We start from the raw sequence: 14844 nt of genomic DNA on the forward strand, positions 1-14844 counted from the left end.
ATAACTACTGAAATCAGGCCGTTTCCATATCCCTGTTCACGACCTCACTCACCGGCATAATCACACACCGCAAAAACAGCTTAGTGGCATCTTCATGCGTGAGCAAATCCTGCAAGTCTGCTGGTATCTGCCCGTTAAAGGCAAAGCCGGATCTGGTATGCATGCCTGCTTCGCGTTCTGTCCACAGCAATTGTATCTCGCAATCGCCCAGTGTCATCTCGGGTTGCGCTTCATCTGGTAAAAAGCTGAGCTGGTAGTGGCCGGATGGCATTTCGGATTCGAGTTCGGTCAGCACCTGCAGGCCACCCGTGCTGAGGTTGACCAGCAGGGCTGGCAGTGCATCGGCATGCTCGGGGGAATTGAATACCCAGACCGGGCGTATCTCGTGGGTGCCCAGAGGAACTAAGAAGAATTGCACGCGTTGGTGGCGACGGTTTTCAGATGGGTTCATGGCATCAATGATCAGGTCAGGTGGAGGAAATTTCTGTCAAAACAGCAGACAGAAATTTATTCCAGATTTATGTCATGAACATGACCAGACTACGCGCCGCCCTCCCTCCACCTAAACATCATGCTGCCTTGGCCTCAAAGATCATGGACTGGTGAGCTGCCACTCCTGCCATTGCGCCGTCAGCCACGGCCATTGCAACATTACCTGCCATGCGTGCGGCGTCACCGCAGGCGAATACGCCGGGCACGCTGGTGGCTTTGATTTCGTTAGTGCGGATAACGGTACCCATGGGGCCTTCTGTCATTTCACAAGCCAGTTGTGCAGCGAAAGGACTGTTGATGCGGATCGTGCCCATGGTGAACAGGCCATCCATTTCATGTTGCCTGCCGTCTTGCAGTTCTACTGTAGCAAGGCCGCTGATCTTGCTGACAGGCGCGGCTTCTATTGTGACGCCACGTTTTTGCAAGGCCACCAATTGCTCAGCATCTGGCTCAAAGCATTGATTGGTGAACAGCGTTACTTGACCCCAGTCTGGCAGCATCATCGCATGGTGATACGACAGAGGGCTGGTAGCCAGTACGCCAATGCGGCCATTATCAATTTCATAGCCGTGACAATATGGGCAGTGGAAGATGCTGCGGCCCCAGCGTTCTGCCAGACCTTCTATCGCTGGCAAATCATCTGTGACGCCGGTGGCGAGTATCAGCCTGCGTGCCTGGTAATTGCCCTGTCCCTCAACGGTTACGATAAAACCATCTTCCTGGCGAGCTGCCGATGTTGCCTGCCCCTCTACCCAGGTGACGGTTTTATAGGCCATCAACTGTGCCTTGCCCTCACTGGCGATGACGCTGGCTTTTTTGCCATCTTGCCCAAGAAAACCGTGTGAGTATTCAACAAAGCGGTTGCGGCGCTGGCCACCATCTATCACCAGCACTTGTCGCCTGGCGCGGGCGAGTTGCATGGCGGCAGAAAGCCCGGCATAGCTGCCACCGATGATGATGACATCAAACATCATGCCCTTAGTGATGGTTGTCATGGTGGTCATGGCTTTTTCCCTTGTTCTTGCTGTGTGCATTAAATTTGCGGCTGAATTCTTTCGCCAGGTCAGCCAGTGTCAAGTCACCCAGACGGGCGATGAGCAAGGCCTCTGCTTCATCAAAGGCAGTTGCGAGTGCTTCGTTGACGACTTGCTCTACCAGGCATTCAGGATTGTCATTGCGGTTACCCATGGCAAAGACGGTAGGTGCGCCGAGGGCATCATAGATGTCACGCAAGGTCACTGTTTGCAAGTCGCAAGAAATCACCCAGCCGCCACCATGGCCCTTGTCTGAACTCACATAACCACGGCTGCGCAAGCCCGCCAGCACGCGCCTGACCAACACAGGATTGGTGGTCAGGTATTGTGCCAGTTCTTCAGAAGTCATGGCCCGTTGTCCATGCGCCATGTGCAATAGCACGTGGAGGATGGAGGAAAGTTTGCTGTCTTTTCTCATGTAACTTATGATAGTACATAATCAGGAAATGTGCAGGAAATTTTTAATACAGCAGAAAATGCAGGCAATAAAAAACAGGGATAGCCCATTTGGGCTATCCCTGTTTTTGCATAACCGGCCATCAGCCGGATAAATATGCCTGAAATATGTCTGACTTGTCAGTCAGCTAGTCTGATTTTTTTGACTGCCGCACTGACCACCAGCCAGCCAATGCCATCAAACAGCCAAACAGAACCAGGCCACCTGGAATGTATATCATGCGCCAGCCTGGTAAAGACAGTGCGAGAAAGACAGTAGCGCTCATCCATAAAGTGCCACTGCTTTTTGATTTTCTGGCATTCTGTATACCGCCCAGATACAGGAATATCCAGCCCAGCAAGGTCAGCACTACCGTCGTCATCGCCACAACACCTGTGCGCAACAGCTCGAAATAATAGGGCAAGTTAATCCCTGTCAGCACGAGATGTGCGAGTATGAACATCAACACTACTGGCGCTGAGTCCTCCAGCCCCTTTGCGTTACCTTGGATACCAGGCACAGACTCGCTGGCAAGATTAATTACATCGTCACTATCAGGTTGTTGTTCGCTCATACAGGTTGCGCGCAAGCTTGTTTAAAGCAAAGCAGTTTAGCGCAGATCTGTGTGCTGATAAAGCGATCCTGTTCGGTCGCGGCCCTTACCTGCACATGCCCCTGTCGTTTTTATTTATCTACTTCCCTGGTCAGCATTTCCCATGAAGGCTGGGAAGTGCCATCAGTCGTTGCCGAGACTTTACTGCCAGCAAACTTGAGATAAGTCGTCGCAGCCTTGCTGAATTCTATCGACTTCATCTTGCACATGGCTTTTTTTGTCGCGGCATCAGCGCAATAGGAAGCGACATTGTCCTTGATGGTAGCGGCAAAATACTTGATCTTGAACATGTCGTCAGTGCTTTGAAAACTGTCGGCCTTGATGTCGAATTTGACGTCGCAACCGCAGGATGTTTTCAAGCTGCTGGTGGCGGCCTTGACTGCAGGCTCAACTTCATTGCTCATGAAATCGCGTTCTGCCTTGCCTGCAAATGCAGTCAGTGGCAAAAGCATGGCGATGCTGGAGATGGCGGCGAGTCTGGAAATTTTCATGCTTATGTCCTTATGTCCTTGTGAGATTAAAACCTGGAATGTCTTGAAGAGTTTTGCATTCTAAGTTTCAAGGACAACATGCGGCTAAATGTTTGTAAGCAATTCACGATGAAAAAATATCGCTCACAGTGTCTGTCATTTAACTTTGTCACCAGTGCTTACACTTTTGATCACAGTGCATTCTTTCCAAACTCTGGTTCAACGGGATTATTCATCCCTGTACTTTTCTTTGCCGCCACCAATGCAAAGCCCAGCGCCAGCAATAGATCAGGCTGACTAAGAATAAACTGATCCAGCAGATAATCGCCAGCACGCCGCCGACTTGAGGTGTTCCGCATACCAGCACCCAAAAGAACAAGGCAGGGCCGGCAAGCATACTGGCCAGCAAGGTAATGAGGACTTGCGGTTTCTCCTTCAAAACCAGCAGCACGCAGGGCAGGAAAAATATGCTTAATACTGCGAGCAAGGTCACACTGCTTGCCAGCGTTTTGTTTTTGCGCAGGTCCTCCCAACCGTTCATCAATAAGACATAGCCATAAAGCAAATCATCTTTCACTGCTTCTTTCGCCACATTTTTCGCCGCCTCGTTTTGCTTAACCTGGTCATTTGCAGTTTGCGATTGTGCTTCCTTTTGCGGCTGCATTTTTGATTCGCATTTGGAAAGAGGCAGTACAAAACAAAGCAATAAAAGAAGGGAAGAAATTTTCCTGATCAGGCTCAACATCATGATGTGAACTTTCGAATGAATGTGGACTATCGAATTAAAGAGTACTCACGGCCTAATCGAAGCACCTGCCGGATTCAACACCAGCGCTTAGCTATCTACAAACCTGTTGCTACTTTATCAAAGTATTGCCACTAAATATACTGGCATCAGCTGTCCGGCTGGTTTGGAACAGAAGTAAAAACATTGAACAGCCATCAGCAGCTATTCAAGTTTTTGCCCCTCACTTTACATTCAAGAAAAACTCAGGAAAACACCATGCTCATACTCATTGCCAGCTATAGTAAAAACCCTGTTGAAGTAGAACCGCAAATCAAAGCCCATGGCGAATGGGTAAGCCGCTACCTGAAGGAAGGTATATTCCTGTTCGCTGGCCCCAAAAAAAGTGGCCTCGGCGGCATCATCGCCGTACAGAGCATCAGCAAGGAAAGGCTCTTGCAAATACTGGCGGAAGATTCTTATGTACAGGCAGATGTCGCGGATTACCAGATCATTGATTTTGATTGTAAAGCGACGCAAAGCACGCTAGAAGCCTTGAAGCTGGCTTGAGCATATAGTCTTCAAAGCCCTTGGCATACCAAGCCAGATCAAGGGCTTTTCCATATAAAAGTGATCTAGTGAACTGTAACAGTGAAAATCGGAGTGCCTGCCATGCGCGCGACGATCATGGCTGCGTTGCAAATACTCGCGATAGCCCCGCTATCGCTGTGTTTTGCGTCTTGCCCTGATGCGCCGGGCGCATGTCTTTCACTCTCGATTCCACTGTTACAGTCCACTAGTGCGATGAAGACATTTTCATGAAGACCAGGCCACAGATGATGAGCAGCAATGCACAGATACGCATGAAATTCAGTTGCTCACCAAAGAAGACGATGCCCAGAATAAAGGCACCGACGGCACCTATGCCTGTCCACATGGTATAGGCTGTGCCTAAAGGCAGAGTGCGCATGGATAAGGCCAGCAAGACAAAGCTGACTATCATGCCTGCGATGGTGACTATAGAGGGGACAACTTTCGTGAAACCTTCAGACTGCTTCATGGCGAAAGCCCAGACTACTTCAAACAACCCCGCCAGTATCAATAATATCCAAGCCATGACGGCTCTCCTTTCAAAGAGCCGGGCCGTCCCGGACATTCATTCCCAAACTGGGGAAGGTCGTTCCTCCTGATGGAATCCGTGTGGATTCGCTTGAATGGGCTGCTTAGCCCAATGATGCCAGGTGCAAATTATAGCTTAGCTACCGCCCTGTTGCACATCACGGCCTGATGTAAGCATAGCCCTGCTGCTGCCGCTTGATCAGTTGCGACACGCCTGCTTCAACATAATCGAGATTGTCGAGCATGTCTGACTTGCTGATTTTTTGTGCGCGCATGGTGTTCTCGCAGATCACGACATGGGCACCGAGCTTCATGACTTCATCAATGCGGCTGGCAACGGGTGTCTCAAACTTGAACATGTCTATGCCGGGACCATAGGCGACGATTTCTACCTCAACATTATCTTTGCCCAGGTCTTTGATGACATTCTTCACGTTATTCAATGCCAGTTCCCACTTGCGGCTTTCACCATCACTGACCTGAAAAACCACTTTGGATTTTTGTGTTGTCTGCGCTTTGGCAGGGGCTGATGTTTGCGCCATGACGCTGGCCGGGCCCAGGCCGCTGATTAACAGGCTTAGAGCTGCACCCAAAGTACAGGCATAGTGGGAAAACTGTCTCATATTCACTCCGCTATTTGAACGAGTGCCGCTTTAAGCAGCTACTGAGGCAACAATAGCAGATTTATAGGCAAACTGATCATGAAATTTTCTGACTTGATGCATGACTAATTTGGCAATTACTTTCCAGTTTAACAGGTTGCAAAAAAGCATTTTATCAAAACGAAAATGTTAAAAATGATTGCTTGCATAAGCTTATCTGGATTAAAGTTGGTCTTTCCGCAATTGTGCTGGCGTAATCAGCTACCTATCTGGTGCATGCTGGTGCATGCGCCTGAGGCTGGAATACGGGGCCTGAATGATTAACAGTTTTCCAGGATGACGGATATGAAAAAAGTTCTTTCGATTGCGGCTTGCTGTCTGGCTGGGTTTAGTACTCAGGTGCAAGCGCAAAATAACTACAGTCTGTACGTCAGTGAAGGCACATCTGGCGGGCTTGACGCGGCCCAGGTCATAGAAAAATATACTGGCCTGGCAGAAGTCATGGGCAAGGCCCTGGGTAAAAAAGTGACGGTGGTGGTAGCACGTGAGTTTTCTCAACTTGAGGAAGGCATGAAAGCCGGCAAGATGGATTTTGTGATTGCCCGGCCCAGTGATTATCCGGCGCGCGGCATACGCGACTACAAATATCAACTGGTCTCGACATCCAAGCCTGATGGCCAGTGCCTGCTGATCGTACCCAAGGCATCACCATTGAAGAGTATCGCTGATGTAAAAGGCAAACGCATTGCCTTGCCTGAAAAAATTTCTTATATGTCGAAATTCTGTTCGGCGGAATTGACGCACAATGGTTTCAACCTGGCGACAGAAAAAATCCAGTATACAAAAGAACAGGGAGCCGTGCTGTTTTACCTGGACAATCTGCTGGCTGATGTCGGTGGCATTGCCTCTTACTCAGGTGTAGCCAAGAACCTGGAAAAAACCGGCCACCGCGTCATCCATACCAGCCAGCCACAACCTTACCAGCCTCTGATTGCCCACCCCAAGATCACGGCAGCGCAAATCCAGTCCTTGAAGAAAGAACTGGGGCTGCTCGATGATACCGAAGCAGGCAAACCCACGCTGAAGCAAATCGGTATCAAGGAGTTTGATACCGGCAATAATGAACAGCGCCTGCTCGATTTGCTGAAATGGCTGGGTTAAGGCTTGGCTCCAGCCCCAGCCCTTCTATCGCATTCCATTCATTAATATGAATGGGATACAGCCTGGGTCAGCGGGTCATAAATGGATGGCATCATAGGCATGGATGGAACCGGTGATTTCACCTGTTCTGTCATGTCAAGCATCATCAGCTTTTGCGTGCGTAGGTAAGGGCTGGGTACTGCCCTTTCTACTACGATGTTCCAGCGCTTCAGATAGTTGGTCACTGAGCGTATATGAATTTTGACGCCCAGATGTTTGCTGATGAGCTCAGCAACGGCAGGACGTGTCCATTCAGCAAAGTCCATCTGCAACTGACGTGGCTTGTTGTCACGTATCAGTTGTTGTACTTGCTCTTCTTGCTCGGTACTCATGGCACGGCCTTCGCCTGAACGGCGGCCACGGCGGTGCGGCAGAATGGCATCGGCACCCTGCTCCTGGTAACGGGCAATAATCAGGCAGACTGCAGTATAGCTAAGCCCCAGTTCACGTGCGATCTGGACTTTTCTCGCGCCGCGCTGATGGGCGCGTATGACCTGGCGGCGTCGTTCATATTGCTCCAGCGCACTCAGACTTCTGGCATCTTCTTTTTTGGCGGCAGGTGCAAATACTTGCATGGGCAGTGGCATATTCATACTGAGATCCTTAATGTTGACTATTCAACGAAGAGATGCAGTGAATATAGGCGATTTACAGCTTTATGTGCCCTATACTAAAGTATGAATACAGCGCTTCCAGGGCGATTTTCCCTAGCTTGATACCGAGGCATTCCCAGATATCTTCCCCTGTTTGATCTTGCTTGCAAGACAACAAGGCGACCCGCCCGGCTGGCTGTGTCAGTTCTGGCGGTGCCAGCAAGATAAAGAAGAGCAAAGCAAGTACGCCTATGATGATCAGGATACGCATGATGTACCCTTCATACAGCACGGCAAACCGGAAACAAAGCCTCAGCCTGCATCAGCGTCTGCCAACGCCGACGTAATATTGCAGCAGTAGCACCTGCAATCAGGCTGCAGATCAGCCAAACCGGCAAGCGAGGAACAAGCTCATGCAGACCAAGCACGGCGAGGCCTAGGAAAATCAGTATAGTCAATGCTGCCAGCAATGAAGATTGATAGCTGGATGGGATATGCGCATAATTGGTCAGGCTCAAGAAACTCACCGGCAACAGGCTGAATGAAATTAGCCAGATTACTTCGTGCATATAGTCTGAGGTCGAGCATAAATAGGCCGCACTCAAGGCAAATACAGTTGACACCAACCAAAGACCCAAATATTGGCCCAATATAAAACCTAGTATCGTCTTGCCCTGCCCGCGCTGGTTGGGTAAATTTGGTGCTAGTAATAGCAAACCTTGCTCTTCCCGGCGTTGAGAAACGCAGCTGCGCACAACAGCGGCGTAGATAGGCGGTAGCATGATAAAAGAGACCAAGGCAGCCAAATATGCCACCGAATGATCAAGCGCTTGATTCTTCGAGGAATCGTGAAAGTAAAACACGAAGTAGATGCTCAAACCTGCACTCATTACTACTACCGGGATAAAACTGCTCAACCAAAAAGCCTGTGAACCAATGGAGAATGCTATCAATTGCCCGACTTTTTCTGGCACAGCACGCACCTTCTCCATACTTCGGCGTAAGAAGAAGTGATAGGGATTGAGGAACTTCAAGGAATACGCATTCATGCCTGCTTCTTCACCACGCATGTACATTATCATCGTAGGTATGCTATCGGCTACTTTGAAAAGCTCATCACCACGCACAGAAAACACCCAGCGTAGAATCAGCGCGGTCAGCGAAAATCCAGCGATCACCAGCAACACAGGCTGATTCCAGTCTAGCTGCATGGGCAAGGTACTGCTATTTCGAAATAACCAAGCTGGAAGCTGTGTAAGCACTATGAGCAGTATGATTACCGGCTTATTGCGAAGAGTAGCAACGTACACCAGCATGGCGATAACGCCAAAGAACCATCCCTGGAAAAACTTCCCATGCATGCGCAATATCCAAGGAAACAACAATGGAATGAGTAAAATAGGCAGTGCAAGTGCAGCTTGCATACGCCGTTTCATGTGTGGCACCAAGTTGGCGCAAGTGGGCGTATATTGCGTGGCGATACTGGGTATCAGGAAAATAAACCAAAAAAATAAAATCGTCAGCAACACTGACCCTAGTCCATTGACGCATGTCTTTATGATGGCCGTCGCACTGGGTTCGTATCCGGTGACAGAAAGCAGCTCAACGAATGGAATCAAACAAATCAATGCCAGGATGAAGTAGGCAGATTTAAGACTGCCTGCATTGATGCGTCCATAGACGGGTTGCATCCATATTGAAATAATGGCCTTCATATTATTCTTTCTCAGTTCTCATCAACCAGTGAATGGGAATGTGCCAGGCATGGTGGTACAGGCGCTTATTCACCGAGAATTTCAGCATGTCATTTCTATGAACAAGTCTTCCAGGCTGAGCTTATCGATACGGACATCCTGACGTGCTTCCAGTGCATGCAATTGTTCATGGCTGAATTGCGCCAGCAGCTTGCCCTCACCGCTTGCATTTCCAGTCTGACGCAATACTTTTACAGGCTGCAGTTGCCGCAATACGGTAGATGGCCCATTGATACGCACGGTGTTGTCCATCATGTCATCAAGCGATTGTTGATGAACAATTTGCCCGTCGTTGAGAAAAGCGACATCCATCGCCACCCTTTCAAGATCAGAAAGAATATGGGTAGAGAACACGATGGTGGTCTGCTTTTCAATGACGCGGTCTATGAGTTCGCGTAAAAATTCACGGCGGCCTGCCGGGTCAAGGCTGGATACTGGTTCATCCAGGATAAGCAGCTCAGGATCATGCGCCAGTGCGCGGATGATGGACAAACGTTGCTTTTGCCCTACCGAGAGTTTGTTGATGGCCTTGTCATAAGGCAGCTCCCAGGCTTGCATCAGTGACTGAACCTTGCTGTCGTTCCAGCGTGGGTACAGTAGCTGGAAGTAGGCCAGCATCTGCCTTGCGGTCAGCCATTCAAACAGGTCACTGCGCTGTGGCACATAGGCTATCCTGGCCCTGGTCTCTGCACGGAGTTGCCCTGCTGCTTCGCCATACAGACTGGACTTGCCGCCATCGATATCACGCAAACCCAGCAGGCATTCTATCAATGTCGATTTGCCTGCACCATTGCGGCCCAGCAGGCCGACGATACTGCCTGGTGCAATCTGCCAGTCGAGATTTTTCAACACAGCTTGCCCGCTGAAGGATTTATTCAGACCCTGGATATGCACGGGTGCATTTAACTGAGCTTGCATGCTTATTTTCCTTTAAGAATACTGGTCAAGAGTGTGATGACTGCGCTGGAGTCAAGTTCGAGCTGGCTGGCTTCAAGTGCGATACGCTCAAGGCTGGGGCGCAATAATTCCAGCCTTGATGCAAGATCAGAATGGCCGCTGGCCTGTGCCGCGACCTCCATGCCCAGGCCACGGCGGCGTACTAGCAAACCTTCTGCTTCGAGCATGCTGTAAGCCTTGGATACCGTCATGGGGTTGACACCAAGCCCGGTGGCAACATCACGCACCGAGGGCATGGCATCACCCGCAGCGATTTGACCGCCCGCCTGCAGGCGTCGCAATTGCTCTATCAGCTGGCGATAAATAGGCTCGCTACTCCCGGTCACCACCTGGAATATCTCTGCCCCCAACTGGCGCGGGCTGGCTGGCGCATTCATGATTCATGTTCCATGGTCTGGCCTTTCATTGCCTGGCTTTCATTACATTCAATTGACGTAACCCTATTTCTTATCGGCTGCTGACTAATACATTATCGCCACGTGTATTAATATAGTAATACAGTAGTTTTTTAATTTCAAGCGCTTTTTGAAATCGAATTAAGGGGGAAAATAGTAAAGGCAAGCACGCCGTGGCAAAAAACAGTCGCAAAAAAAAACGCCAGCAATGCTGGCGTCTTAATAGTGCACATAGCGTAAATACTACGATGCTGCGAGCAGGAATCAGAATTGATACCTACCCTGATGATACTTTTCTTTATGCAATCAGATTACCAGTCGAAATAGTACCAATCGTACCCGTCAACTGCACAAAGAAGTCAGTATCATCAAAATGGGTGACATCTGTACCGGTGTTCTGGACCAGATAAGTACCCGCTGCTGTACCTGTTTGTATCGTGATCAGGTAAGCCTGGTTTGTCTGGGTAAAAACGACGGCAAGACCTGCAGCAATCGTGGTCAGGTAATTGCCCGTATCAGCATTACCAATGATGTAGGAGCCCACAATCGACGCATTGACACCAGTTTTGAAGTAGTCAGTGCCGGTCGAATTGAAGTTACCGACGATGTCGACCTGCGTCCTGTTCGACATATTGGCACCGGTTTCTATCAGTGTTTCAGAACCTGCGCCGGAGAACTGCAGGTTGATGGTATCCACCGCCGCACCACCTGTGATGGTAGTGGAAGAGGAACTGGAACCCAGCAGGTTCAGGGTCTGGCCGCCAGTACCCATGATAATGGTGTTGTCGCCTGTGCTCTTCGTATAATTCAAGGTCACGCCCGCACCATCCTGGTTGGTGATGCTGGCGGTACCTGTACTGCCCGCCACGCTGATGGTTTCGATACCTGCGATCTTAGTGGTGAAGTCCAGGTTCTGGGTGTTGGTGGTGCCGACATTGAGAATGTCAATACCATTGCCGCCATCTATCGTGGTCAGGAAGTTGACGATCTGGTTGGCCGTGAAATTGAAGATATCCGTACCGGTACCGCCAATAACACTGATAGCCACGTTGGCTGAAGTGAAGTTGTTGGTGCCATTGGCCAGGTTGTACTTTTCTACTGTACTAAAGGCGGTGACCGTACCAGCCGTCGTCAGGTTGATGGTCTCGGTTCCTGAAGCATTGACGGTGCCGGTAAATTGCGCCATTTGCGCTGCGGTCATGGTGATGTTGGCATTATTGGTCACGGTCAGGTTTTCAAAGCCCGTGACAGTGGCATTGCTGATATCTGGTATGGACGAGAAGAACGCCAGGCTGTCTGTACCAGTGTTACCAGCGGTATAAGTACCGAGTATGGTCACGCCATTCAGGGCCAGGCTGTTATTGCCATTGCCCAGTGCCGCAGTGCTGGAAACCGTGGCGTTGATCGTGATGTTGTCGTTACCTGTACCGCCCGTGTAGTCAACACCTGCCGTGGCAGAGTTCATGTTGACAGTGTTGGTACCACTGGCACTGCCTTTGACGGTTGCTGTGCTTGTCAGCGCATTGGCTGTCCAGGTAAAGCCACCGAGGGTAATGCCGCTGGCATCGACATTAATCAGCGAGGTGCTGGTGGCTGGCATGGTCAGGCCTGCATTACCGCTGACATAGATGTTCTTGACCGAGCTACCGAGTATGGTCAGCGTGTCATTGAAAAGACCTGTCGGTGTGGCCTGGCCATCGACGGTCGTGATATTGAAAGTCTCGACGCCGGATGCCGTAATACCAGTGGTGGCAAAGGCAACGGCAGTAGTACTGGCATCTGTCAGTACCAGGTTGACGATATCGTTGACACCACCGGTAAATGCCGCATTGGAAAAGGTCATTGCGGTACTGGAACCTGTCAGTGTCACGGTGCTATTGCTGGCAAGGTTGCTCAAGGTCAGCCCGTTGGCACCAGCGCCCAAAGTGATGTCGGTGTAGTTACCCAGGGTTTGCACATCGACGGTCTGGGTGGTGCCGCTGGTCAGACGCAATTTTTCGAAACCTGTCACATTGCCGGCGAAAGTGCCAGAACCAGAGGCGACAGCAGCATAGGCTGCTGACAACACGATGGTGTCAGTACCGAGGCCACCATTGATCACGATAGGCAGCAAGGCAGTGTTAGGGATGAAGGTGTCATTGCCTGAGCCACCGTTGATGGTAGTGAAGCCAGCGGAAGTATTGTAGGTAATGGTATTGGTGCCATTAGCCAGGTTCAATACCTTGAGGTTGCTGAGTGTGCCGCCAGTGCTACCATTGTTGATGCTGACTGTACCTGCCGTGGTCAGGGTCAGTATGTCGGTGTCTCCCGCATTACCGGCGATGGTCGTACCATTGAGGCCGGGGATGGTGGACATGAAGATGTCATTGGTACTCGCCGTACCGTTGTAAGTACCGCCCGTTGTGACTGCAACCGCATTGGCAATACCAAAATCATTGGCAAAGATAGTACCTGTTGTGCCACCCAGTTTGACGATGAAATCACTGGCATCAACTGAGCCTACACTGCCGCCAGTATTTTGGAAGGCATAAATGCCCGCCGCAGTACCGCTGTTCACGGTGATGGTATAAGCCTGGCCTGTATTTGCCAGGCTGGAGCCCGCTGCAGTTGCTGCAGTAGCGATGGCTGCCGCGAGACTACTGCTGTCGGCATTGGCAATAATCAGGTTATACAGCGAAGTCGGGACTACGCCTGTAGCAAACAAGTCTGCACCTGCTGCCTTGAAGTTATTGACGGTATCAATGGCATTGATGTTAGAGCCTGTGGCAATCGCATCAGCACCAGTTGCTGTCGTGGACAAATTGATGACATCCGCGCCAGAACCGCCAGTGATGGTCGTGCGGCCTGTGCCTGTACCCAGGATATTGAGAGTCTGGCCGCCTGAGCCAAGAGTGATGTTGTTGATGTCGTTCGCGGCAGACTTGGTGAAGTTCAGGGTCACGCCTGGGCCGTTTTCATTCGTCACTGTCCAGCCAGCGGTGGTGCCACCGGTGACATTGATGACTTCTACATTGCTGACCTTGGCAGACAGGTCGAGGGCCGCTATCACAGCACCGACATTGAGGGTGTCCGTACCCGCACCGCCATTGATGGTTGCGGCAGCAGCGATAATGGCTGAACTGGCATTGATGGTGTCATTACCCGTGCCACCCGTTACAGAAACCAGACCGGTTGCTGCGGTGAAGGTGTTGCCGCCATTTGCCAGTACATAATTTTCTACATTGCTATTGCCAGTAACGCTGCCGGCAGTCGTTATGTTGACTGTTTCTGTCCCTGCTGCAGTGACGGTGGTAAAGCCAGCAAACTGTGCTGCTGTCATGGTGACAGACGCGTTATTGTTGATATTAACGGCTTCAAAACCACTGACATTGGCCGCGCTGATATTGCTGCCATTGAACAGATACAAGGTGTCAGATGTGCCCGAACCAGCCACAAAGGTACCGGTATAGGTCTTGCCTTCCATGACCAGGGTGTTGGTGCCTGTCCCTAGATTGATATTGCCAGCCAGCATGGAGTTGCCACTATTCGCCAGATCAACATAATCACTGCCTGAGCCGCCATTGACGGTGGTAATGCCAGAATTTGCAACCGTGAAGAAAACAACATTGGCAGCGGCACTGTCCATCGTCAGTGTCTTGATATTGGTGATGGTATTACCACTACCAATATTCACCGTGCCACCACCAGAGATAGTGATAGTGTCAGAGTCACCGTTATTGCCATTGACGGTAGTGCTGACCAGAGACGCGACATTGCCGGTGAAATTTTCATTGAGGCCAGCTGCGCCATTGAATGTACCGCCTGCAGTCAACGCCGTACCATTGGCGGCCTGACCACCGCCATTCGATGGGCTGGTGCCTATGGTGCCGGCAATGGCTGCACCGCTGCCAGATACCGTCACCGCACCGGAAGTCGTCGTGTTATTGACATTTCCACCGGTCGCATTTGAAGCTGATGTAACGTCATACACCAGCGTACCGCCAGTGATGGAGATAAACGACAGGTCGATATTATTCACACCCGCTACGTCATCCACAATCGTCAGTTGATGCGGACCAACGCCAGCAAAAGTCAGTACCGGACCAGACAGATTCAGCGCCGCACGCGCAGCGATCAAGGCAGCGTACTGACTCGCAGTAATGACGACTGCTGAATTGGAAACAATGTTTTCAATACCAGACAATTGCGCACCAGCCAGGTTGATCGCACCGTAAGTTACCAGTGTATCGTTACCTGTACCCAGGTTGATCGTGTCTGTTACAACGCGAGCAACTGCAGTCGCTGTGGATTGTGCATTCAGGTTCACACCGTTTTCTGTCGTGTTGTAGGTACCGGCAACATAGTTACCCAACAGTACAACGCGGTCATTACCAGCGCCGAGGCTCAGGAAGTTGGCGCCGCGGGCCAGTGTGACGTCCAGTGCAGATTGTGCTGTCAATGCGCCTGCATCGATGG

At 50.6% G+C, this 14844-nt stretch carries 16 protein-coding genes; 2 read left to right on the forward strand and 14 right to left on the reverse strand.

Annotated elements, in window-relative coordinates; all coding sequences use genetic code 11:
* Positions 1–13 precede the first annotated feature (13 nt).
* The 6 genes from ACO0LI_RS13645 to ACO0LI_RS13670 all read right to left on the reverse strand — a co-directional run bounded on the left by ACO0LI_RS13645 (position 14) and on the right by ACO0LI_RS13670 (position 3790).
* Positions 14–451, reverse strand: coding sequence for a hypothetical protein (locus ACO0LI_RS13645; RefSeq protein WP_423032995.1), 438 nt, complete (start codon positions 449–451; stop codon positions 14–16).
* Between the two features lie 118 nt (positions 452–569).
* Positions 570–1487: an NAD(P)/FAD-dependent oxidoreductase gene (locus ACO0LI_RS13650; RefSeq protein ID WP_423033013.1), complete on the reverse strand. Its 918-nt coding sequence runs from the start codon at positions 1485–1487 to the stop codon at positions 570–572.
* Positions 1471–1944, reverse strand: a complete 474-nt coding sequence (locus tag ACO0LI_RS13655) for an Rrf2 family transcriptional regulator (RefSeq protein ID WP_423032996.1) — start codon at positions 1942–1944, stop codon at positions 1471–1473. Before ACO0LI_RS13655 ends, ACO0LI_RS13650 begins: the two co-directional genes overlap by 17 nt.
* Positions 1945–2110: 166 nt before the next feature.
* The gene (locus ACO0LI_RS13660) at positions 2111–2536 is read right to left on the reverse strand and encodes a hypothetical protein (RefSeq protein ID WP_423032997.1); all 426 of its coding nucleotides are present in this window, start codon (positions 2534–2536) and stop codon (positions 2111–2113) included.
* A gap of 110 nt (positions 2537–2646) precedes the next feature.
* Positions 2647–3066 (reverse strand): hypothetical protein, encoded by a 420-nt coding sequence (locus ACO0LI_RS13665; protein ID WP_423032998.1) that lies wholly within the window; start codon positions 3064–3066, stop codon positions 2647–2649.
* A gap of 211 nt (positions 3067–3277) precedes the next feature.
* Positions 3278–3790 (reverse strand): hypothetical protein, encoded by a 513-nt coding sequence (locus ACO0LI_RS13670; protein WP_423032999.1) that lies wholly within the window; start codon positions 3788–3790, stop codon positions 3278–3280.
* Positions 3791–4048: 258 nt separating this feature from the next.
* Between ACO0LI_RS13670 and ACO0LI_RS13675 the strand changes: the two genes are divergently transcribed.
* Positions 4049–4339: a YciI family protein gene (locus tag ACO0LI_RS13675; protein ID WP_423033000.1), complete on the forward strand. Its 291-nt coding sequence runs from the start codon at positions 4049–4051 to the stop codon at positions 4337–4339.
* A 226-nt stretch (positions 4340–4565) separates the two neighbouring features.
* Here ACO0LI_RS13675 and sugE read toward each other — a convergent pair whose 3' ends face one another.
* Complete coding sequence (sugE, locus tag ACO0LI_RS13680; protein ID WP_423033001.1) at positions 4566–4886, reverse strand: quaternary ammonium compound efflux SMR transporter SugE; 321 nt, start codon at positions 4884–4886, stop codon at positions 4566–4568.
* 160 nt (positions 4887–5046) lie between these two features.
* Complete coding sequence (locus ACO0LI_RS13685; protein WP_423033002.1) at positions 5047–5511, reverse strand: DsrE family protein; 465 nt, start codon at positions 5509–5511, stop codon at positions 5047–5049.
* 324 nt (positions 5512–5835) lie between these two features.
* Here ACO0LI_RS13685 and ACO0LI_RS13690 point away from each other — a divergent pair, with 324 nt between their 5' ends.
* A complete protein-coding gene (locus ACO0LI_RS13690) occupies positions 5836–6651 on the forward strand; it encodes a phosphate/phosphite/phosphonate ABC transporter substrate-binding protein (RefSeq protein ID WP_423033003.1) in 816 nt (271 codons plus the stop codon).
* 41 nt (positions 6652–6692) lie between these two features.
* Here ACO0LI_RS13690 and ACO0LI_RS13695 read toward each other — a convergent pair whose 3' ends face one another.
* The 6 genes from ACO0LI_RS13695 to ACO0LI_RS13720 all read right to left on the reverse strand — a co-directional run bounded on the left by ACO0LI_RS13695 (position 6693) and on the right by ACO0LI_RS13720 (position 14827).
* Positions 6693–7283 (reverse strand): helix-turn-helix domain-containing protein, encoded by a 591-nt coding sequence (locus ACO0LI_RS13695; protein ID WP_423033004.1) that lies wholly within the window; start codon positions 7281–7283, stop codon positions 6693–6695.
* 55 nt (positions 7284–7338) lie between these two features.
* Complete coding sequence (locus ACO0LI_RS13700) at positions 7339–7554, reverse strand: hypothetical protein (RefSeq protein WP_422951459.1); 216 nt, start codon at positions 7552–7554, stop codon at positions 7339–7341.
* A gap of 10 nt (positions 7555–7564) precedes the next feature.
* The gene (locus ACO0LI_RS13705) at positions 7565–8998 is read right to left on the reverse strand and encodes a hypothetical protein (RefSeq protein ID WP_423033005.1); all 1434 of its coding nucleotides are present in this window, start codon (positions 8996–8998) and stop codon (positions 7565–7567) included.
* 81 nt (positions 8999–9079) lie between these two features.
* Entirely contained in the window at positions 9080–9955 is an 876-nt protein-coding gene (locus ACO0LI_RS13710; protein ID WP_423033006.1) for an ABC transporter ATP-binding protein, read from the reverse strand.
* Positions 9956–9957: 2 nt separating this feature from the next.
* Positions 9958–10371 carry a GntR family transcriptional regulator gene (locus tag ACO0LI_RS13715; RefSeq protein ID WP_423033007.1) on the reverse strand — a complete coding sequence of 138 codons (414 nt, stop codon included), beginning with the start codon at positions 10369–10371 and terminating at the stop codon, positions 9958–9960.
* A gap of 316 nt (positions 10372–10687) precedes the next feature.
* On the reverse strand, positions 10688–14827 hold the full coding sequence (locus ACO0LI_RS13720; RefSeq protein ID WP_423033008.1) for a beta strand repeat-containing protein: 4140 nt from the start codon (positions 14825–14827) through the stop codon (positions 10688–10690).
* Between the last annotated feature and the right edge of the window lie 17 nt (positions 14828–14844).

Source organism: Undibacterium sp. Tian12W, from assembly GCF_049339405.1.
Taxonomy (GTDB): domain Bacteria; phylum Pseudomonadota; class Gammaproteobacteria; order Burkholderiales; family Burkholderiaceae_D; genus Undibacterium.